This window comes from Bacteroides congonensis, assembly GCF_900130125.1.
GTDB classification, from domain to species: domain Bacteria; phylum Bacteroidota; class Bacteroidia; order Bacteroidales; family Bacteroidaceae; genus Bacteroides; species Bacteroides congonensis.
This window is the reverse complement of sequence record NZ_FQXY01000006.1, coordinates 143,161-165,374: the sequence shown is the minus strand read 5'-3', so window position 1 is coordinate 165,374 and position 22,214 is coordinate 143,161. Positions and strand designations below refer to the sequence as shown.

The 22,214-nt window shown below is 41.8% G+C and carries 10 protein-coding genes and 1 pseudogene; 7 read left to right on the top strand and 4 right to left on the bottom strand.

Translation table 11 applies throughout. From position 1 onward, the window contains the following. Positions 1-18: 18 nt before the first annotated feature. Entirely contained in the window at positions 19-3,567 is a 3,549-nt protein-coding gene (nifJ, locus tag BQ7997_RS00760) for a pyruvate:ferredoxin (flavodoxin) oxidoreductase (protein ID WP_073342543.1), read from the bottom strand. A gap of 32 nt (positions 3,568-3,599) precedes the next feature. Next, positions 3,600-4,778, bottom strand: coding sequence for an ATP-binding protein (locus BQ7997_RS00755; RefSeq protein WP_044655606.1), 1,179 nt, complete (start codon positions 4,776-4,778; stop codon positions 3,600-3,602). Positions 4,779-4,939: 161 nt separating this feature from the next. On the opposite strand from BQ7997_RS00755, the gene BQ7997_RS00750 reads away from it, so the two are divergent. After that, positions 4,940-6,193 carry a hypothetical protein gene (locus BQ7997_RS00750; protein WP_073342540.1) on the top strand — a complete coding sequence of 418 codons (1,254 nt, stop codon included), beginning with the start codon at positions 4,940-4,942 and terminating at the stop codon, positions 6,191-6,193. Here the strand turns inward: BQ7997_RS00750 and BQ7997_RS00745 are convergent. Further along, positions 6,153-6,697: pseudogene (locus BQ7997_RS00745) on the bottom strand (AAA family ATPase); the annotation flags it as partial. The gene BQ7997_RS00750 and the pseudogene BQ7997_RS00745 overlap by 41 nt on opposite strands. Before the next feature lie 793 nt (positions 6,698-7,490). Here BQ7997_RS00745 and BQ7997_RS00740 point away from each other — a divergent pair. The 3 genes from BQ7997_RS00740 to BQ7997_RS00730 all read left to right on the top strand — a co-directional run bounded on the left by BQ7997_RS00740 (position 7,491) and on the right by BQ7997_RS00730 (position 14,728). Next, on the top strand, positions 7,491-9,140 hold the full coding sequence (locus BQ7997_RS00740) for an ISL3 family transposase (protein ID WP_073342484.1): 1,650 nt from the start codon (positions 7,491-7,493) through the stop codon (positions 9,138-9,140). A 237-nt stretch (positions 9,141-9,377) separates the two neighbouring features. Further along, on the top strand, positions 9,378-10,577 hold the full coding sequence (locus BQ7997_RS00735; RefSeq protein WP_073342537.1) for an AGE family epimerase/isomerase: 1,200 nt from the start codon (positions 9,378-9,380) through the stop codon (positions 10,575-10,577). 62 nt (positions 10,578-10,639) lie between these two features. Then, positions 10,640-14,728: a hybrid sensor histidine kinase/response regulator transcription factor gene (locus tag BQ7997_RS00730; protein ID WP_073342534.1), complete on the top strand. Its 4,089-nt coding sequence runs from the start codon at positions 10,640-10,642 to the stop codon at positions 14,726-14,728. A 53-nt stretch (positions 14,729-14,781) separates the two neighbouring features. Here the strand turns inward: BQ7997_RS00730 and BQ7997_RS00725 are convergent, their stop codons facing one another. After that, the gene (locus BQ7997_RS00725) at positions 14,782-15,231 is read right to left on the bottom strand and encodes a DUF5053 domain-containing protein (RefSeq protein WP_073342531.1); all 450 of its coding nucleotides are present in this window, start codon (positions 15,229-15,231) and stop codon (positions 14,782-14,784) included. Between the two features lie 482 nt (positions 15,232-15,713). Here BQ7997_RS00725 and BQ7997_RS00715 point away from each other — a divergent pair, with 482 nt between their 5' ends. Genes BQ7997_RS00715 through BQ7997_RS00705 form a run of 3 tightly spaced genes read left to right on the top strand, consistent with a single transcriptional unit; the run spans position 15,714 to position 22,195 of the window. Next, positions 15,714-17,132, top strand: a complete 1,419-nt coding sequence (locus BQ7997_RS00715) for an alpha-L-fucosidase (protein ID WP_082073556.1) — start codon at positions 15,714-15,716, stop codon at positions 17,130-17,132. A 37-nt stretch (positions 17,133-17,169) separates the two neighbouring features. Further along, the gene (locus tag BQ7997_RS00710; protein ID WP_083589130.1) at positions 17,170-20,412 is read left to right on the top strand and encodes a SusC/RagA family TonB-linked outer membrane protein; all 3,243 of its coding nucleotides are present in this window, start codon (positions 17,170-17,172) and stop codon (positions 20,410-20,412) included. A gap of 10 nt (positions 20,413-20,422) precedes the next feature. Then, entirely contained in the window at positions 20,423-22,195 is a 1,773-nt protein-coding gene (locus BQ7997_RS00705) for a RagB/SusD family nutrient uptake outer membrane protein (RefSeq protein ID WP_073342770.1), read from the top strand. The last annotated feature ends 19 nt before the right edge of the window (positions 22,196-22,214 follow it).

Sequence of the window (22,214 nt, the reverse complement as noted above, 5' to 3'; positions counted from 1 at the left end):
CTATCTGAGTGTGATTAATTATTCAGCACCCCAGTTTTCTCTAGCCAAACGTTTGTAGCTGTTGTAACGCCATTTAGCATTTTCTTCAGCAGCTTTGAACAGTTCCTCAGCTTCGGTAGGATATTGTTTCATTACAGAAGCGTAACGAACTTCACCCTTCAAGAAACCTTGGAATTCTTCCCAGTTCGGTTCTTTGCTATCCAATTGGAACGGATTCTTGCCTTCTTCTTCCAAAGCCGGGTTGTAACGCCACAAGTGCCAGTAACCGCACTTAACAGCCTTTTCTTCTTCTTCCTGGCTCTTACCCATACCGGCTTTCAGACCGTGGTTGATACACGGAGCATAAGCGATAATCAAAGATGGTCCCGGATATGCTTCAGCTTCGCGGATAGCTTTCAGAGTCTGAGCCTGGTCGGCACCCATAGCAATCTGAGCAACATATACATAACCATAAGTAGTAGCCATCAGACCGAGGTCTTTCTTACGTACGCGCTTACCGGCAGCAGCGAACTTAGCGATAGCGCCTACCGGAGTAGCCTTAGAAGACTGGCCACCTGTGTTAGAGTAAACCTCAGTATCAAGAACAAGGATGTTAACGTCCTTACCGGAAGCGATTACATGGTCAAGACCACCGTAACCGATATCATAAGAAGCACCGTCACCACCGATAATCCACTGGCTGCGTTTAACAAGATATTGTTGCAGTTCAGCGATTTGCTTGCAATGATTACATTTATCTTTGTTAGCTTCAACTACCGGGATAATCTTAGCTGCCAGTTCTTTAGTCTTGTCCGCATCCAGCATATTGTTGATCCACTCAGCGAACAGTTCTTTCACATCGGCAGGAGTGCAGTCAGCAGCGATAGCTTCATTCATCACTTTCACGATACGGGCACGCATCTTCTCGTTAGCCAATTCCATACCCAAACCGAATTCACAGAAGTCCTCGAACAGTGAGTTAGCCCAAGCAGGACCGTGACCGTTTTCGTTCTTAGTGTAAGGAGTTGAAGGAACAGAGCCGGAGTAGATAGAAGAACATCCGGTAGCGTTAGCAACCATTTCACGGTCACCGAACAACTGAGAAATCAGTTTCACGTACGGAGTTTCACCACAACCTGAGCAAGCGCCTGAGAACTCAAACAACGGAGTAGCGAACTGAGAGTTCTTCACGTTAGACTTGATGTCAACCAAGTGTTGTTTAGTTTTCACGTTGTCTACGCAGTAAGTCCAGTTAGCCGCTTCAGCCAATTGGCTTTCGAGGTGTTTCATGGTCAATGCTTTACCACCCTTCTTCGGATTACCCGGACAGATGTCGGCACAGTTACCGCAACCCAGACAGTCGAGAACGTCAACCTGGATACGGAATGTCATACCGTCGAATACTTTACCTACCGCTTTCAGTTGTTCGAACTGAGCACCCTTCTGTTCTTCTGCATCGAGAACGAACGGACGGATAGAAGCGTGAGGACAAACGTATGCACACTTGTTACACTGGATACAGTTTTCCGGATTCCATTCAGGAACGAATGCGGCTACACCACGTTTTTCATATTTAGCAGTTCCTTGATACCAAGTACCGTCTTCGATACCCTTGAATGCAGATACAGGCAGCAAGTCACCATCCTGTGCATTGATAGGACGAACTACTTCATTGATGAATGCAGGATCATTGTTTTCTGCTTTTGCGTCATCCGGCAGGTTAGCCCATGCAGGATCAACGGCCAAAGTCTTGTATTCACCACCACGGTCAACGGCAGCATAGTTCTTGTTGACAACGTCTTCACCTTTCTTTCCGTAAGACTTAACGATGAATTTCTTCATCTGTTCAACAGCCTGTTCAACAGGAATTACACCTGTGATACGGAAGAATGCAGATTGAAGGATAGTGTTGGTACGGTTGCCCAAACCGATTTCCTGTGCAATCTGAGTTGCATTGATATAGTATACGGAAATATTGTTCTGTGCAAAATATTTCTTCACCTTGTTCGGCAGGTTCTTAGCCAACTCTTCACCTTCCCAGATAGTGTTCAGCAAGAAAGAACCGTTCTTACGCAAACCACGGGTTACATCGTACATGTGCAGATAAGCCTGAACGTGACAAGCAACGAAGTTCGGAGTATTTACCAAATAAGTAGAACGGATAGGATTATCACCGAAACGCAAGTGAGAACAAGTGAAACCACCTGACTTCTTTGAGTCGTAAGAGAAGTAAGCCTGACAGTGTTTATCGGTATTGTCACCGATAATCTTCACAGAGTTCTTGTTAGCACCTACCGTACCGTCAGCACCCAAACCGTAGAATTTAGCTTCGAACATACCTTCGCCGCCTAAAGCGATTTCTTCTTTCTGAGGAAGAGAAGTGAAAGTAACGTCGTCTACGATACCGATAGTGAAGTGGTTCTTCGGCATCGGCATAGCCAGGTTTTCGAATACTGAAAGGATTTGGGCAGGAGTAGTGTCCTTAGAACCCAGACCATAGCGACCGCCAACGATAACCGGAGCATTTTCTGCACCGTAGAAGCAGTCTTTAACGTCAAGATACAAAGGTTCACCGTTAGCACCCGGTTCTTTAGTACGGTCAAGAACTGCAATACTCTTGGCAGTCTTAGGTACAGCAGCCAGGAAGTGTTTTGCAGAGAACGGACGATACAGGTGTACGGCAACCATACCCACTTTTTCGCCGTTTGCTACCAGATAGTCGATAGCTTCGCGGGCAGCTTCTGTTACAGAACCCATAGCGATAATTACGCGTTCTGCATCTTCTGCACCATAGTAATCGAACAAACCGTATTTACGACCTGTGATCTTAGAAATTTCATTCATGTATTCTTCTACGATAGCAGGAACTGCTTCATAGTAGTTGTTGCATGATTCACGATGCTGGAAGAAGTGGTCGGGGTTTTCAGCCATACCACGAGCTACCGGATTCATAGGATTCAGTGCGCGGGCACGGAATTCAGCCAAAGCTTCCTGGTCGATCAGCGGAGCAAGATCGTCATTTTCCAACATTTCAATCTTCTGGATTTCGTGAGATGTACGGAAACCATCGAAGAAGTTCATGAACGGAACGCGAGATTTGATGGTAGCCAGGTGAGCAACACCAGCCAAATCCATAACTTCCTGTACAGAGCCTTCAGCCAACATCGCAAAGCCAGTCTGACGAGCTGACATTACGTCCTGGTGGTCACCGAAGATACACAATGCGTGAGAAGCCAATGTACGAGCAGATACATGGAATACGCAAGGCAAGAACTCACCGGCAATTTTGTACATGTTAGGGATCATCAGGAGAAGACCCTGAGAAGCAGTGTAAGTAGTAGTCAACGCACCAGCCTGAAGAGAACCGTGAACTGCACCGGCAGCACCACCTTCAGATTGCATTTCCTGTACCAATACTGTTTCGCCGAAGATGTTCTTGCGTCCTGCGGCAGCCCATTCGTCTACGTACTCAGCCATAGTCGAAGAAGGAGTGATGGGGTAGATAGCAGCTACTTCAGAGAACATATACGAGATATGCGCTGCAGCCTGGTTACCATCACAAGTGATGAATTTCTTCTGTTTAGTCATAACTAAATTAAATATTTAAGTAAATAAATCTTTTAATATAAAAAACCGAACATCCAGAGAGGTATCTGGTTGCCTCGGCCTATTTCCGCTTTGTGCAATGCGTACGTCACATTCGGATTATTCTTTATCTTTGCTCCTTCCTGACAAATCTTGAACGGCATTACTTCGTCTACCATAAACGAGTAGTTCTTGTCTCCTTTATGTATCTTATGGTCTTTCCATAAGGAATTTGCAAAGAAAGTGTCCAGTACATCCTGTTCTTCTACTTTCACCGGATAGATGGAATACATCAGGTTGGAGTTGTGCATCATTATCTTTGATGGTTTTTTCGGAAATTCTTCCCCTTTCGGATAAACCAGGTTAATGAGTCGTGCGTCCGCCAGATACTTGATGTAATTCATCACCGTGGCGCGGGATGTCTGTATGTCGCTTGCCAGTTGACTCACATTGGGAGCTTTCGGACCGTCGACAGCGAGCAAATATAGTAATTTTTTTATCTTTGAAAGATATTTCAGTTCAATTTGTTTGAGGAGCAGTATGTCCACTTCCACCATCATGTTCATCGTTTTCAGCAGATTCTCCGAAAAGTTACGCTTTTCGAGAAAGAACGGGTAAAAACCATGATGCAGGTAATCCTGGAAATAATCCAGCGGACGAACTTTGGAGAGTACTCCTTTGGCAATCTGTTCGTGCGTGCTTAGAATCTCTTCAAGGCTGTAAGCCCGGAATTTCATACCTGTCTGTAAGTTCAGAAATTCGCGGAAAGAGAATCCGCGCAGGTTATAGCTTTTTGCAATATCACGTAGTTCGAGGTTTTCTTCTTTCAGTCGCATCACGGACGAACCGGTAAAGACAATCTTCAGATTGGGAAAACGGTCGTAACACATACGCAGTTCTTTGCTCCATTCCGGGTGCTTGAATACTTGGTCGATCAGTAATACTTTTCCACCGCGTTTCTGAAACTCGTTGGCAAAATCTACAATGCTGTGTCCAGAGAAGTAGAAATTGTTCATATTGATGAACAGGCAGGAACGGTCGTTCCCGAATTTCTCTTTGGCATATTGGAGCAGGAAAGTGGTTTTTCCTACGCCACGTGTCCCTTTGATACCAATCAGACGGTCGCTCCAGTCGATCTCGTCCATGAGGTCGCGGCGAACGGGGGCATTGGTGTGCTCAACAAGATAGGAGTGCGTGCGATAGAATGATTCCATTTCTGTTCTTTGTTTTTCGGGGGGCAAATATAGGGCTTTTTTTAGGATTTGCAAAGTAGAGATGGCAAAATTGTGCTTTTAATTCTAACTTTCTGTTTATTGTAGCCATTCCTGACTATTTCCTGCATATATTTGCAGAATAAAGTTTGAATTCGTTTGAAATGGCTAAAAAGACTCTTTATATATTCAACCCGGAACATGATTTGGCATTGGCTAGCGGTGAAACGAACTATATGGCACCGGCTTCCGCACGGCAGATGGCATTCGAACTGGCTTTGTTGCCGATTTGGTATGCGGAAGAGGGGAGTGCGGTGCTGGCTCCTTCCGCTTATAATCTCGACTATCTGAAAAGAATGCAGGAGTTATTGGGACTTTCCGTACATCTGATGACAGAACCTGAACTTGCTTCCGAAGCGGATCTGGATATACGCCCTTGGGGGTGGGATGCAGCTTTGCGGAAACGGCTGTCAGGATTGGGGGGGAGTGAAGTCCTGCTTCCTTCTATGTGGCAATTAAACGCTTGGCGGGAATATTCCCATCGTTCTAAAGCTGTTGCATTGCTCCCTGAATTACAGCTGAATGAATATTTCTGCGGAGAATCTTATTGTTTGAAGACACCGGAAGAATGGAAAGCTTTTGTGGAAGGGCGGGAATGCTGCCTGTTGAAAGCTCCGCTTTCGGGAAGTGGTAAAGGGCTGAACTGGTGCAAAGGCATATTTACTCCTTTTATCTCCGGTTGGTGTGCGCGCGTGGCTGCTTCGCAGGGTGGAGTCATTGCAGAACCTATATATAATAAGGTGGAGGATTTTGCTATGGAGTTTTATTCCGATGGCGCAGGTGAAGTGACATTTGCGGGATATTCCCTCTTCCATACCGGAAAGAGCGGAATGTATGAAGGAAACTGTCTGCTTTCTAATGAGGGCATCCGAAGACAACTTTCACAATATGTTCCTTCAGAGGTTCTGACGGACTTGGAGAACTGTTTGAAATATAGGCTTTCTGCGTTGGTAGGAACCGTTTATAAAGGTTATCTTGGAGTTGATATGATGGTTTGCCGATTTCCTGAAGATGAGAAGCCGGTTTTTCGGATTCATCCTTGTGTGGAAATCAATCTGCGCATGAATATGGGAGTCATTGCGCGTTTTTTGTATGACCGCTATGTACACCCAGGTTCAACAGGACGTTTTATGATTGATTATCATCCTTCGGAAGGCGAAGCCTTGAAGGAACATGAACGGATGTCTGCAACTTATCCGTTGGAAATCAGGGAAGGTAGAGTGTACTCCGGTTATTTACCTTTGGTTCCTGTTCATAGGAGAAGTTGTTATCGGGCGTGGATATTGGTGACTCCTGATAGTTTCACCCTTGAACGTTATTCTTCACTCCAGTGTAGAACGGTACCAGGAAATTCATGAAGCCGTAGCGGACTTCATCATTAGGAAACTGCAATAGAGGTTTGTCGTATTCATCTATCAGGACTACGACGCTGCTGCTAGTTTGTTCGTAGGCACGATGGATGATACCGGAAAAACGGCTGGAAAGAGTGTTTACGTCTGTTCCTTTGCCATATTGGATTTCCCATAAGGTGAGTTGACGGCTGAGGATATCATAAAGTCTTTCCGGAGAATCGTACTTCTCGGCATTCAAATCCAGATGCAGACAGGATGCTTTTCCTGTTCCGTTTCCAACTTTTCAATGGCAAGCCCTTCGAAGAGTTCTTTCTTTCCTTCAAAGTAGGCTTCAAAGGTAGAGAGGAGAAGACTTTTACCGAAACGGCGTGGACGGCTCAGAAAGTATGGAGTAGATGTATAAGCTATTTTTCATACAAGCTCTGTCTTATCTACGTATAGATAATCACCCTTACGAAGTTTCTCAAAGGTCTGTATCCCGATAGGGAGTTTACAAAGCAGGTCATTCATTGTTATTTTCCTTTTAGTGGTTCAAAGATAATCATTATTTTCGTAATATTTCGTTTCAATATCTCAAAGAACGGGAGTTATAATTTTGTTTAACTGGGAAATTGTCATTTAGCTCATTTCCGTACGGGATATGAGCCAAGTATTTAGCTTCATTAAGATTAAAAATGATATAATCATCTTGCACACCTACACTTTTTGCATCTATTTGGTTGATACATAGAGATATAAGTGCGTGTAAGATACCATTGCAGATGTGTGCAAGATAAAAGTATCTTGCACGCTGTCTGCTGTGATTACTTAGCTATTCATTCCTGTTGACGGTAGTTCCCATTTGTTTCAAGCACTTGAAACAAAGTGTTCATAGGCTTGGAACAAAGTGTTTACTTACTTGAAACAAAGTGTTTCTCTATAGCAAACACTTTGTTTCAAATAATAGAACAAGTCATTTGATGCCTTGATTCTATAAATGACTGTATAGTTTTTAGGAATTATCAGGAACTTTTTGAAAAAGACAAAGCGTGCAAGATACTTTTATCTTGCACACATCTGCAACGGTATCTTGCACGCACTTATATCTCTATGTATCAACCGAATAGATGCAAAGAGTGTAGGTGTGCAAGATAATTATATCATTTTAAACGGTTCTTCGTCAAATTCCGTGCTTTTTTATTTTTAAATATGCCTTGTTTATATTTTATTATTTAGTTATAAATCAATATACTTTATAGTAATAAAAATAGCGAATATGCTTGTATTTTAGTAACTTTATAGCTGACCAAAGCATCCAGTTACTATGTATCCAAACATATCCGCCTTCGACAAAAATAATGAAAAAGAATCATTAAACAATCTTCAATCTAATAAAAGTTTTAGCCTTGTTTCCATCCGTCTTGCCGCGCCTGGCTTCAAGCAGGACCATCTGACGATACACGAAAATCACGTGTCAGTTCATTTATCCAGTATTCGCAAGACTTCCGTTTGCCCTTATTGCGGCCGAAGAACCAAACACGTACATAGTTATTATTTCCGTCATATTCAGGCATCTGAAAGCTTTAACATGGGTACTGTTCTTCTTGTAAAAGCCCGTAGATTTCGTTGTAAACACTGTGTACGCACTTTCAGCGAGTCCTTACCCGGTATAGCTCCCCGTTATGGACGAAAAACCCAAGAAGTTTTAGACAGAATAACTTCTGTATCTTTAAAAACGACTTCTCGTATCGCTTCATACTTATTGGGGCTTCAGCATATCTCTTGTAGCGCCTCCACTTGTCTACGCAGTATTGACCGGAATCTTCCGACTTCCCATGCTACAGCCATAGGAATCGATGACGCAGCTAAAAAGAAAGGGCACACTTATATGAGTGTGGTTGTGGATCAACATAGTCATCAGATCATTGCACTGCTGGACTGCCGTTCGGGTGAAGAGTTGGATAGCTATTTATTAGAAAACCAACAAATACAGTTTGTTACCAGAGACGGTTCCGCCACTTATGCCGACGCCATAAGCCGTTGCCTTCCGGGGGCAATTCAGATAAGTGACAAGTTTCATCTGATCAAAAAAATGCTTGATATGCTGGCCGATGAGTTTTCCGGGCTACTACGCGGCTTTTGGGGAGCGAAGAAAACATACAGCTTCCCAACCGTACAGGAATGTAAAACTGAGATTATGAAGGACTTTTGGAACCTGGGCGACCAAAGACATCGGGAGAAACTTCAGTTTTTTATAGAAGCGGATAATGCATACAGAGAAGGAAAGACTTTCTACCAGATAGCACAAACATATAATATGCATACAGAAAAGGTCAGGAAATTATTGTTCAAACATACACGTAAAGACTATATGAGCGATGAACAGAAATTAATCTTTAAATTTATTGATAAGCTGGCTCTGGAGTTTTCCTTGGGATGCTGGAAGGTGAATCAGTTAGTTGAAAGGATGGATAACAAACTCTCCGCATCTGCTATAAAACGAGTAAGTCAAACACTGAGAAACAATATCGGAAATCGGCAGAAAGAAATAAAAAAAGAGAATAGCAACATTGCAAAAAAAATAAAAGAAAACCGTATATCAAGAAAAACAATCCAGCGCTTTATACTTACCGGAAAAACAAAGTTGGAAGAACTTGAGAAACTTTATCAGAGTAAACGGGCCAAACAAGCAATAGAACTTGCACGAGAGTTCAGGGAAATTCTTAATAGAAACTCTCTGAATCCATTGGAGGGATGGCTCGAAAGGGCGGTGGAGGCAAAATCCCAAGCTATCAGAGGGTTTGCCAAATATATAAAATCAGACCTGAAAGCGGTAAAGGCAGCTATTGATTATTCCTGGAACAACGCAGTACTGGAAGGAACTGTTAATAAATTAAAGGCAATCAAAAGACAAATGTATAACAGGGCAAACATAAAATTACTGTTTGCTAAAATTAATGGATTTAGCACATAAAAAAGCACGGAATTTGACGAAGAACCTTTTAAACTCTATGTAATGCAGGAACTATTATGATTTTGTTCAAAACCGAACGGTTATGAATATCTGAAAACGGACAACTTTTGTACAAAATCAAACACCACTAATATGGAAACGGACATAAAAAGAGAGTATTGTAAAACCGATGTCTGTAAGTTAGTCTACCTTTGTTGTTGGTATATGGAGAAGTAATAACAGAAATAGATTGAGACAATGAATAGCAAACTTCTAATGGTGGCAACAGGAATTATTTTCCTGGCTGCTTGTAATGTTCCGAAAGAAAATGAGATGAAATGGTTTGACCGTGCGGTGAATACATCCGGACATCAATTGCTCTATATGGCAGAAAAGTTAAAAAATGAACCGGATACCCTCTGTTTCCCACGTTCTTTGAAAGATGGAAAATATCGCTTGGAAAAACCTTTGGATTGGACTTCCGGTTTTTTCCCGGGCTCCTTGTGGCTGGCGTATGAGCTTACAGCTAAGGAGGAATTGGCAAAACAGGCACGTTTGTACACTGAACGTCTGGAAGCGATGCAATATTATACGAAAAATCACGATTTGGGGTTTATGATGTTTTGTAGTTATGGGCAGGGCATCCGTCTAAAACCGGAATCTGCGGACAGCCTGATTCTCGTTCGCGCTGCCGAAAGCCTTTGTACGCGCTTTGAACCGCAAGTCGGATTGATTCGTTCCTGGGACTTTGGCAATTGGAGTTATCCTGTCATTATTGATAACATGATGAATCTGGAGATGCTTTTCTGGGCATCGGAACAGACTGGTAATCCGAAGTATCGGGAAATTGCCATAGCACATGCCGACAAAACACTGAAGAATCATTTTCGGGAAGATATGACATCTTATCATGTAGTCAGTTATTTGCCGGAAGATGGTACAGTTGAGTCGAAGGGTACTTACCAGGGATATGATGATGAATCGTCTTGGGCACGTGGTCAGGCTTGGGCCGTATATGGATATACCATGTGTTATCGTTTCACAAAACAACAAACTTATCTGAAAGCGGCTTATAAGATCGCTGAATTTATAATGAGCCATTGCCCGTCCGAAAAAGACTTTATTCCTTATTGGGATTATAATGCTCCGAACATTCCCAATGAACCTCGCGATGCTTCGGCGGCTGCCATTACAGCTTCCGCCTTGTTGGAATTAAGCGGTTATGGGGACAAAAAACAAGGGCGGAAATATTTCCGTTATGCCGAACAAATCTTAAAACAGCTTTCTTCAGAAACATACTTGGCAAGGGAAGGAGAAAATCACGGATTTATTCTCATGCATTCGGTGGGTAGCTTTCCGCATAATAGTGAAGTCGACACCCCATTGATTTATGCCGATTATTATTATCTGGAGGCTTTGAAACGATATAAAGATATTAAAGCTAACGGATATATGTGATAAAAGTGGCTGGAAATATATATCTTTGTTTGAGTTAAAATGTTCTTGAACCGTGATTACTTATGAAAAACCGATATATACAAATTTGTTATTTGATTGTTTTAGCCATTTGTTTCCAATTTATTCCGATATCTACTTTATTGGCAGATGAGGCTCCAGTTCGTTTTAAACGTTTGTCTGTAGATGATGGATTGTCGTACAATACAGTGCTCGCTTTAACTCAGGATCATAACAATAAGATATGGGTAGGCACTACTGAAGGATTGAACTGGCATGACGGTTTCCGCTTTGCGTCCTTTTATAAATCTTTGGGCGATACTGCCAGTTTGGGGAATAACTACATCTATTCTCTTTATACTGACCGAAAGGGAACTGTGTGGGTTGGGACAATGGTCGGACTTTCCCGGTATAATATTATAGGTAATGATTTTACAAATTACTCATTACCAGGCAATCAGTCGGTTCAGGTATTTGCCATAGAAGAGCCGGCAGATAGGGAACAGTTGTTGTTAGGAACCAATCGGGGATTGGTTCTTTTTGAGAAAGCGGATGGCAAGATGAAAATACTCCCCCAGTTAGAAGGGAAGAATGTTTATTCCGTTCGTGCTATAGGAGACGGGGCATTACTTGGAACTTCAAAGGGCATTTATTTCTATTATTTCCGTAATGGTAATATTGTTCAATTGCTTCCTGAATTGAAAAATGAAGTAATCTCCAGTATCATTTATGATGATAAGACCCGGAATTGCTGGCTGGCGTCATTGACGAACGGAGTATATTTGATAGATGACAAATTTCAGGTTCGAGAACATTATAACCGAAAAAATTATCCGAAACAGTTTGTTTCTGATGCTGTCCGGGCTCTTCAACTGGATGATCGGGGAAGATTATGGATTGGAACGGTAGAAGGACTGCTGATTCTCCAACCGGATACAAAAAGTATTTCGCAATATCGCTTTTCCTATGAAGACCCTTCTTCTTTGGGACATAATTCTGTACGTTCTCTCCTAAGGGATCATCAGGGAGGAATGTGGGTAGGCACCTATCACGGAGGGCTTAATTATTATCATGTATTAGCTCCTGATTTTCGTGTCCTGCAACATTCTGTCTATCGTAATTCATTGAGTGACAATACTGTCAGTTGCATAGCGGAAGATCCTTTTGACAATAATCTTTGGATTGGTACAAATGATGGAGGGTTGAATCATTATGACAGGACAACCGGGCATTTCACTTGTTATTCCGATGAAGGCAACAAAGTCGGCTCCTTACGTTCGAATAACATTAAATGTGTGTTTCCCGAGAAAAATGGTTCTGTTTATATCGGTATGCATAGCGGCGGGTTGAGTCATTTGAACGTCAAGACCGGACATATAAGTAATTATGATATTCCCGGTGCCGCATCCTTGGAAAATAGTTGCTATTCACTGTTGGATGGAGACGATGGTACACTTTGGATTGGTTCGATGGCTGGTTTATATCGTTTTGATTATCAAACAAGACAAATCTCCTTGCATCCTTTGGCAATCAGATATCCTCAATTGAAAGGTGTGCTTGTCTCTACTTTGTTCCGTGATTCAAGACGGCGTGTCTGGATTGGCACGGAAGAAAGTTTGTACATGTGTGCTGATGGAGAAATGCGAGTGATGGCTGATTCGGCAGGGGCTTATTCTCTTGGCCTGATACAGGCGTTGTGTGTATATGAGGACACTAGCCATGTCATTTGGGTAGGCACTTCTTCCGGATTGTACCGCTATAAAGAAGGAACCTCTCTTTCATGGGAGCGTTATTCTATGAGCGACGGTTTGCCCGATGACTGTATCAGCGGTATTTTGGAAGATAAAAAAGGGCGGTTGTGGCTCACAACGAGCAGGGGACTTTCCTGTTTTGATTTACATAAAAAGAATTTCTGCAACTATATCAAACAAGATGGTTTGCCGAACAATCAATTTATGCAGTCGGCAGTATGTAGCTCAAAAGACGGTACTTTCTTTTTAGGGACTTTGAATGGAGTCGTCTTTTTTAATCCCGAACACTTCTCCGGCACTCCTTTTACGCCTAACGCAGTGATAACCGGATTGTCCATACAGAATCTCCCCATAAGGCAAGCTAAAGACGGAGATGTCGATTTTTATCAGGCTGACAACGGGAAGTTGCTGGGAGTTTCTTTTCCTTCGGAACTCAAAATGTTCAGAATCACTTTTTCTGTAATAAATTACCTGTCAAACAGCCGTAACAAGTTTGCCTATAAGCTGGAGGGGTACGATTCGGACTGGATTTATGCTACATGGGCGGGAAGTCGTGGAGTGAACTATTGGAATTTGTCTCCGGGTAGATATGTTTTTAAAGTAAAGGCATGCAGTGACAGTGGACAATGGTCAGAAATCCCTGCAGAATTTTTTATTGATATTATTCCGATGTGGTATCAGACGTGGTGGGCAAAAACGTTGTTTTTCCTCTTTATCATCGGTATTTTAGCTTTTGTATTTTATTTCTTTATTGTTCGTGCCAAGATGAGGATGCAGGTACAGATTGAGCATATCGAACGGAATAAGATAGAAGAAATCAGTCAGGAGAAAGTCCGTTTTTATATTAATATGTCTCATGAATTGCGCACACCTTTAAGTCTGATATTGGCTCCGTTAGAGGAATTGTTGGGCGAAAAGAACTCTTTCGAGCCCGCTGTGCAACAAAAATTGTCTTATGTCTATAAGAATGGACAGAAATTACTGCATATTGTCAATCAGCTACTTGACTTCAGGAAGGCAGAATCGGGAACATTACCTATCAATATCGTTTCAGGGCCGGTTGAGAGCATGGCAATGAATGTATTCAATTTATTTATAGAGAATGCACGGAAACGAAATATTAATTTCCATTTCCGTTCGGATTTGAAAGATGAATTATTTCCTGTTGACAGGATGTATTTGGAAACGATATTGATGAATTTGCTTTCCAATGCGTTTAAGTTTACTCCTGACGGTGGAGAAATCTCATTATCATTGTGGAAGAAGGAGTCTGTCTACGGATTTACGATACGTGATAACGGTATAGGTATTCCGGAAGAGAAACTTTCCCGCATTTTCGAACGCTTTTACCAAGTGGACGATAATCAGAAAGGTTCCGGCATTGGCTTGTCTTTGGTGAAATTGTTGATAGACAAGCATAGGGGCACGATAGAGGTCGCTAGTGAAATCGGAAAATTTACAGAATTCAGGGTGATTTTGCCGGTAGACATCCACATATTTCCGGCTGAAGAACAAAAACAGGACACGGAAGCGGCCTTCACTTTATCAGAACCTATGTATTCTCCTATGGATGTTTCCTACATGGAAGAGGTTGTAGTTAATACCACTGACATAGAGAAACCGGATGGTAGGGAAGAAGAGGGGAGAGCGACTATCCTGCTGGTGGATGATAATAAGGAAATGGTTGATTATTTGAAGGATAATTTTAAATCGGAGTATATCACGTTGATAGCCGGAAACGGGGAAGAAGCACTGGAAATGATGAAGGAACAGAAAGTGGATTTAATTCTTTCTGATGTGATGATGCCGGGAATAGATGGTATAAAGTTATGTGAGATTGTGAAGAAGAACATGCAAACTTGCCATATTCCGGTTATTTTGTTGTCAGCGAAAGGTAGTCTTGAGGCACAGACTGCGGGTATTCAGGCAGGCGCGGACGATTATATCCCCAAACCATTTTCTATTAATCTTCTGAAAGGGAAGATTAATAATATCCTGAAAGCCAGGCAGCGTTTGAGATACTATTATTCCAGTACGATTGATATTGATGCGGCAAAAATGACTTCGAATAAGCTGGATGAGGAATTTATAACCAAAGCCATTCAGACTGTGGAAGAAAACATCTCTGATGAAGACTTTACAGCCGATGACCTTGCGGAGAAGCTCTTTATGAGCCGCTCGTCACTATACTACAAGATGAATTCCATATCGGGTGAACCGCCGGCAAATTTTATTCGGCGGATACGTTTCAATATGGCGTGCAAATTACTGTTGGACGGGCGTTACTCCATATCTGAAGTGAGTGCCATGGTAGGTTTTGCATCCCGCTCTTATTTCTCTACTAGTTTTAAAAAGTATATGGGTTGCATGCCTTCTGATTATGTGAAAAAACAGAGAAAATAGTTTAAATGATAAGAGGTATCTGAAAATGACAGATACCTCTCGATTGTGTAGTTCTATGAAGTTTGCTCAATAAGTTGAGCTGTTTTTTTTATATTTATACCTAAATCATTCAATGCTTTTATTAGGATTTTCTTTTCGTCATCTGTGAATTTTGCAGGTATTCCATTAACAACGCTCCCATTGATTCGCTGGTGCAACCACGATCTGGATTTCTTAAAATAATTAGATGCAATATAAGACCATGAAATTGCTGGAAATATATTGTCTAAAGTTAAACGTAGATTAGTCTCTTTTATGATAGACTCCGATTGCACAATGGCTTCTTTGGCACCTTCTACAAATACTTCCGCAAAGATTTCTTTTTCTTTTTCATTCTTATTGGAAAGAATAGACTTCATCTTCTTTGAGAAATCTGCTTCATCTTGTGAAGATTGTAAAGAACAGAATTCTTGTAAAAGCCCGTCTAACTGTTCTTTAGCATACTGTTTCTGTGATAAATCCATATTTTCTCCTTTCTTTTTTATTAATTCATGAAGTAGCTCCCCTGCTGAGGGGAGCTTTTTAATCTTTCAACTGTCGAAGCAATTCGTTCAGCTTATCCAGCTGAATGTCTATTAGCTTTTCCAATTCTCTTCTGGAGAATCCTTGTTCTACCACTTCATCTCCATATAGAGAATAGAACGTTAAAACGCGTTTAACATGTTCTATTTGAGCCTTTAGCTCTTGCTGATCGATCATTACTTCAATGAACTACTATGCAAAGGTAATAAACATTTGTATATTATGAAAGGAAAGGGCGATAAAATGTTGCCGGAACGGAAAAATGCCGTTTGAAGGTTCTTCTGGATAAAATCTAAAAAGATTTGATAGTTTTTAGCACTCTTCTGGCAGTTATCGGACAAACAAAAAATGATACAAAACACCCTTTCATTTCAATTCTCATATCTTAGCGGTGAAATTTAAAACCTCTAAAACAACGGTAAGTATGAGAAAAATGAAAAGTATGAAAGTGGTATTGGCTGCTTTGTTCGGACTCTCTTTTTCCTGGAATGTATGTGCACAGCAAAGTGATATTAAAGATCAAGGGTATGTGCACAAATCATCCACCTCTTATGAATATCCGACAGACCCGGCAGTACTGCAGAAATTAGATCAATGGCGAGACTTGAAATTCGGTGTACTGTTCCACTGGGGACTTTATTCCGTACCGGGTACTTTCGAGTCGTGGCTGTTGTGTTCGGAAGAAAGATTTATTCCACGCCGCACTAAAATCTTCGGTGATATGCCTTATGATGATTTTAAAAAATGGTATTGGGGATTAAGCGAGTCTTTCAATCCAACGAAGTTTGCTCCGGAAGTATGGGCGGACATTATGAAAGATGCCGGTATGAAATATATGATTTTCACAACCAAACATCACGACGGTTTTTGTATGTTTGATACGAAGGAAACTGATTTCTCGATAGCTAAAGGACCTTTTAAAAACAATCCTTTAAAAGATGTGACTTATCAAGTGTTTGGTGCTTTCCGTCAGAAAGACTTTATGATAGGTGCTTACTTCTCCAAGCCCGACTGGCATTGCAATGATTACTGGAGTAGAGACAGGGCAACGCCCACCCGGAATGTGAATTATGACATCAAGCTGAATCCGGATAAATGGAAACGTTTTCAAGAATATACGGCTAATCAAATCAATGAACTCATGACGCGTTATGGTCGGGTAGACCTTCTTTGGCTGGACGGAGGCTGGGTAAGGGCTCCCAAGGAAGACATCAAAATGAATCAAATCATAGATAAGGCACGCGAAAGTCAGCCGGGCTTGATAGCGGTAGACAGGACTGTGCCCGGCCGGAACGAAAATTACCAAACACCGGAACTGACTATTCCCAAGCAGCAACTGGATCATCCTTGGGAAAGTTGCATAACACTGACCAATCGTTGGGGATGGTGGAAAGATGCTCCTTACAAATCGGCAGCTCAAGTAATCAATATTCTCACGGAGATTGTAGCCAAAGGCGGTTCTTTGGTTTTGGGTGTGGGACCTACACCGGAAGGTACTATCGAGGAAGAGGGAATACAGCGTTTGAAAGAGATAGGGCAATGGCTGAAAATAAATGGTGAAGCAATTTACAACACACGCACTACTCCTGTCTATCAAAGTGAGAATATCTGGTTCACGGCTAACAAAGATGGAAAGACACTGTATGCTATCTATGCACTGCCGGACAATGTGGAATTGCCGCAGGAAATTGTATGGGAAGGAAATGAACCTGCCGGCAAGATGGTATTGCTTCAAAACGGTCGTAGCGTGAAGTATCGGACGAAAGACGGCAAAGTGACAGTAACTCTGCCGAAAGGATTGAAGAATGAATCGCTGGTTTTCAAATTTAAGCAGAAATTATAATGATGCTTTTTGTTTAACTTTTTAACATTATCAAAGTATGAAAAACATCTTAACAGGTCGCATGCGGAAGGTTTTATTTATCGCCGTATGTATCAGGTCGTCTTTGTGGGGCGAGATTTGTTATTCCGCAGAGACGGGTAGGATTTTGTCGGGCAGTGACACCGGCAAAGAGTGGGTCAGTTCCGCTTTGCAACAGAACAAAAGTATAATAGTTACAGGGGTTGTTACGAGTGAGGGTGGCGAACCTATTATTGGTGCTACTGTACAAGTGAAAGGGACTTCCACAGGAGTTATCACAGATATTGACGGCCGTTATACAATAACGGTACCTGATGGAAATTCAATTTTATCGGTTTCATTTATTGGTTACCAGTCACAAGAAATAAAAGTAAACTCCCGAAGGGGGATTAACGTACGTTTACAGGAAAATGTACAAAGTCTGGACGAAGTAATGGTTGTTGCATATGGTGTGCAGAAAAAGGCGACATTGACCGGTGCTATATCAAGTGTCGGTACGGAGGCTTTACTGAAATCCCCTAGTGCCAGTGTCACCAATTCGTTGGCAGGGCAGTTGCCGGGAGTTTCTTCCATGCAGGCAAGTGGACAACCGGGAGCTGACAATGCGAAAATATTTGTACGTGGTGTAGGTTCATTGACGGAAGGGGGAGCTGCTCCGCTTATTCTTGTGGATGGCGTGGAGCGTTCTTTCTATCAAATGGATCCTAACGAGATAGAATCTATTAATGTATTAAAAGATGCTTCGGCTACGGCTGTATTCGGAGTGCGCGGTGCAAACGGAGTCATATTGGTCACTACTCGCCGGGGAGAAGAAGGAAAGGCCAAAATTTCGATTAGCTCGAATGTCGGCATTCAGATGCCTACCCGTATATTGGATGTGGCAGACAGCTATACAACCGCTTCTTTATTCAGAGAGGCACAACGTAATGACGGAGTTGCAGATGACCAGCTGGCTTTCTCGGAGTATGATATGGAACGTTTTCGTTTGGGGGATTCTCCTATTCTGTATCCCAATGTGAACTGGTATGATTATTTGATGAATAAGGCTGCTGTTCAAACCCAACATAATGTAAGTATTTCCGGAGGAACAAAAGATATCCGTTATTTTGTATCGTTAGGTTTTTTGTTTCAGAATGGTTTGTTTAAACAACTGGACGGGCTTGATTATGATAACAATTACAGCTATACCCGTTATAACTATCGTGCCAATCTTGATGTAAACCTCACACGCACCACTACGTTAAAGTTCGGCATGGGCGGAATTGTAGGCAACCAGCGTGACCCGGGAGGCAGTGGCAATGTATGGAAACAACTTACGTGGTCGTTGCCATTCTCATCTCCGGGAATTGTCGACGGGAAAAAAGTGGTGACACAGAGTACACGTTTTCCCGGAGTTAAAATGGAGAATCAAGTAATTAATGGATTTTATGGCTATGGTTATGACCGCAAAGTCTCGAATAATATGACATTCGATTTGAACTTGTCTCAAAATCTGGATTTTATAACCAAGGGGCTTTCTATTGAAGCGAAAGGGGCATATAATACGGATTACTCTTACATCAAAACCGTACGGGGACATGTGGAAACATATACTCCTTTTTATAAATCCGAAATAGACGGATCGGGACTTGATGTTGAAGACCCTGATTTTGATAAGAGTCTTGTGTATCGGATAACGGGGGAAAATATGATGAAAACTTATGGAACCGGAGATAAAAAACGTGCCCGTGACTGGTATGTGGAAGGAAGCATTCGTTATAATCGCAAATTCGGAGAACATAATGTCGGTGCCTTATTGCTGTACAACCAAAGTAAAAAGTACTATCCTAATTATCCTAACAAGTTTTGGGATGTCCCGACTGCTTATGTTGGCTTGGTAGGCCGTTTGACTTATGATTATAAGTCGAAATATATAGCAGAATTTAATATTGGCTATAATGGTTCCGAGAACTTTGCACCGGATAAACGTTTTGGTACATTCCCTGCAGGTTCTATCGGCTATGTTATAACAGAAGAGAAATTCATTCCTAAAAATGACTTCTTAACCTATCTGAAAGTGCGTGCTTCTGTCGGATTGGTCGGTAATGACAATATGTCCAGTAACCGCTTCCTTTATTTGCCGGACTCTTATTCAATAAATAATTCCGACTGGCTGCAGAAAGCCTATCAGGATAAGAACGGGTATATTTTCGGATTGACGAATACAGCCTATCAGACAGCTGCGAAAGAACTTATGCTGGGAAATTCGAATGTAACCTGGGAAACTGCCTTAAAGCAGAATTACGGTATAGACGCTTATTTCTTCAATGACCGTTTGAAGTTGACATTTGATTATTTCCGGGAAAATCGTCGTGATATTCTGATACAACGCAGCACTGTTCCTTCCTTGATTGCAATGAATGGCATATTACCTGTGGTTAATATGGGTGAAGTCAATAATCAAGGATATGAAGTTGATTTAAAATGGAATGATCGTATTAAGGACTTTTCATATTATATAAATACAAATGTCTCTTATTCTAAAAATAAAATTATTTATCAGGATGAAGTAGAACCGAACGAACCTTATATGTGGCGTACCGGACACGAGGTGGGAGCCCGTTTCGGATATCTGGCACAAGGGTTCTATAATGAGGATGACTTTGATGCGGATGGTAATGTTCGTGCGGATCTGCCGCAACCGCAGGGGAAAAAATATCCCGGTGATATTAAGTTTGCAGATTTGAACGGTGATAATATCATTGATAATGACGACCAGACCAAAATAGGAAACCCTAAACGCCCGGCTTATACGTTCGGTTTAAATTTGGGTGGAGAATATAAAGGCTTTTTTGCTTCCATGAACTGGACGGGAGTAGCCCAGTGTGATATTGAGATGGCAAATGCTTATAAACGTCCTTTTTATGAGGGGCAGGTACTTTATCAATATATGGCTGACGGGCGTTGGACACCTGAAACAGCAGCAACGGCTGTGTATCCCCGTTTGTCCATTGCAAGTTCGACTAACCAAGAGACATCGAGCGTATGGTTGAAAGATGCTTCATACATCAAATTGAAAAATCTGACGATTGGATATAATATTACTCAACAGAAGATTTTAAAAGCTATCGGCGCCTCTAAGTTGACGGTTCAATTTACCGGCTATAATCTCTTGACATTTGACAAATTGAAAGTTTTTGATCCCGAAGGAGAATTGACACGTGATACGAATACGTATCCTATTATGAAAATCTTCAGCTTGGGAGTGAATGTAACTTTTTAAAATGATTATTATGAAAAACAAAAGTTTAATTATTCTATGCGGACTTCTGGCTAGCTTATTCATCGGATGTGAAGACCTGAAGTTCGGTGATAATTTTTTGGAGAAGCCCAATAGTGATGATGTATCTATTGATACGGTGTTTTCTTCTAAAAAGTATGCAGATCAGGCCCTAAACCAGTTTTATAAGAGTTTGTGGGATTTTATGCCTACCTTGAGAGGGTGTCATCCGGAGGGGCTTATTTTGGATGGATATACTGATATAGGATATGCACAACCAATCTCATGGACACGCGGAGACTTTAATTCTTCTTCCAGTTGTATTAACTTTCCCTATTTCCCTTTTCATTCACAGATTACTGAAGTGACGGGAAATCCTTCTTTTGGTATAAGGAAGGCTTATATTTATATTGAAAATGTAGATAAAGTTCCCGATATGACTGATGACGAAAAGCGTATTCGAAAAGCGGAAGCTAAGGTAGTCATTGCTTTTCACTATACTCAAATGATTCGTTTCTATGGTGGCATGCCTTGGATAGACCACGCGTATGCGGCAGATGAGATTTTCCAGTTTCCTCGTCTGACGTTGGAGGAAACAGTCAATAAAACAGTTGCGTTGTTGGATGAGGCGGCAACCGATTTGCCTTGGTCTACCACCGCTGAAGAATATGGACATATGACAGCAGCCGCTGCTAAAGCGTTGAAGTTCCGTTTACTCTTATTTGTTGCCAGTCCATTATTTAATAATAAAGTACCCTATTATGACGGACAGGCGGCTACTGAACTTCTGACTTGGTATGGAAATCAGCAGGATAGCCGTTGGGAGGCTGCTTTGGAGGCAGGAAGAGAGTTCTTGCGTCTGAACATGCAGAATGGTGATTATTATCGGATTGAAAATACAGGGAATCCCAGAGAGGACTATGTAAACGGCTATTTTACGAAAGGCAATCAGGAGGTTGTGATGGCTTCTTTCCGTTGGGGAACTTATGATGGCGTAGATAAACCGTTCCGTATGTATGAATCCGGTTATGGTATCCCGCGTGGAAATTATGCGGATATGTTCCAATGGAAGGATGGTTCTACATTCGATTGGAATAATCAGACACACCGTGCGCATCCGTTTTTTGATGAAAAAGGACAGCCGAACCGTGATGTGCGTTTATATGAGAACTTGCTTGTAAATGGTGATAAATGGCAGGGACGGACAGCAGAAGTTTATAAAGGTGGACGCGAAGGATATGGTTCGGGAAGTTCTGTGCAGAAGAAAACTCAATTTGGCTATGGATTCCGCAAGTTTATTCGTGATAAGAAGAATGAGATGAAAGGCAAGCCTTATTCTTGTCCCATGATTCGTATGCCAGAGATTTATTTAAGTATAGCCGAAGCTATGAACCAATTGGGGAAGGCTAACGTGCCCGATGAATTTGAGAAGACCGCTTATGATTATCTGAACCTCGTGCACGAACGTGCAGGGTTGCCGGGAGTAACTTCCGCTAAGGTGCCGCAAGGTGATGCATTGTTGAACTACTTATTGGATGAACGTGCCCGTGAATTCGGACAGGAAGATGTTCGCTACTTTGATATGATGCGTCATAAAAAGGGAGCGGAATGGGCTATACGTCCCATGGAAATGCTGGAAACGACGAAGGTCGGAAGTGGCTTCGAGTATGCAGTGAGTACGCGTGACGATATTAAATATTATTGGAATGAATATTGGTATTTACTGCCATTTCCTGTAAGCGAAATCAATAAGAAATATGGATTGATTCAAAATCCCGGCTGGTAATAAGGTTAATTAAACGATT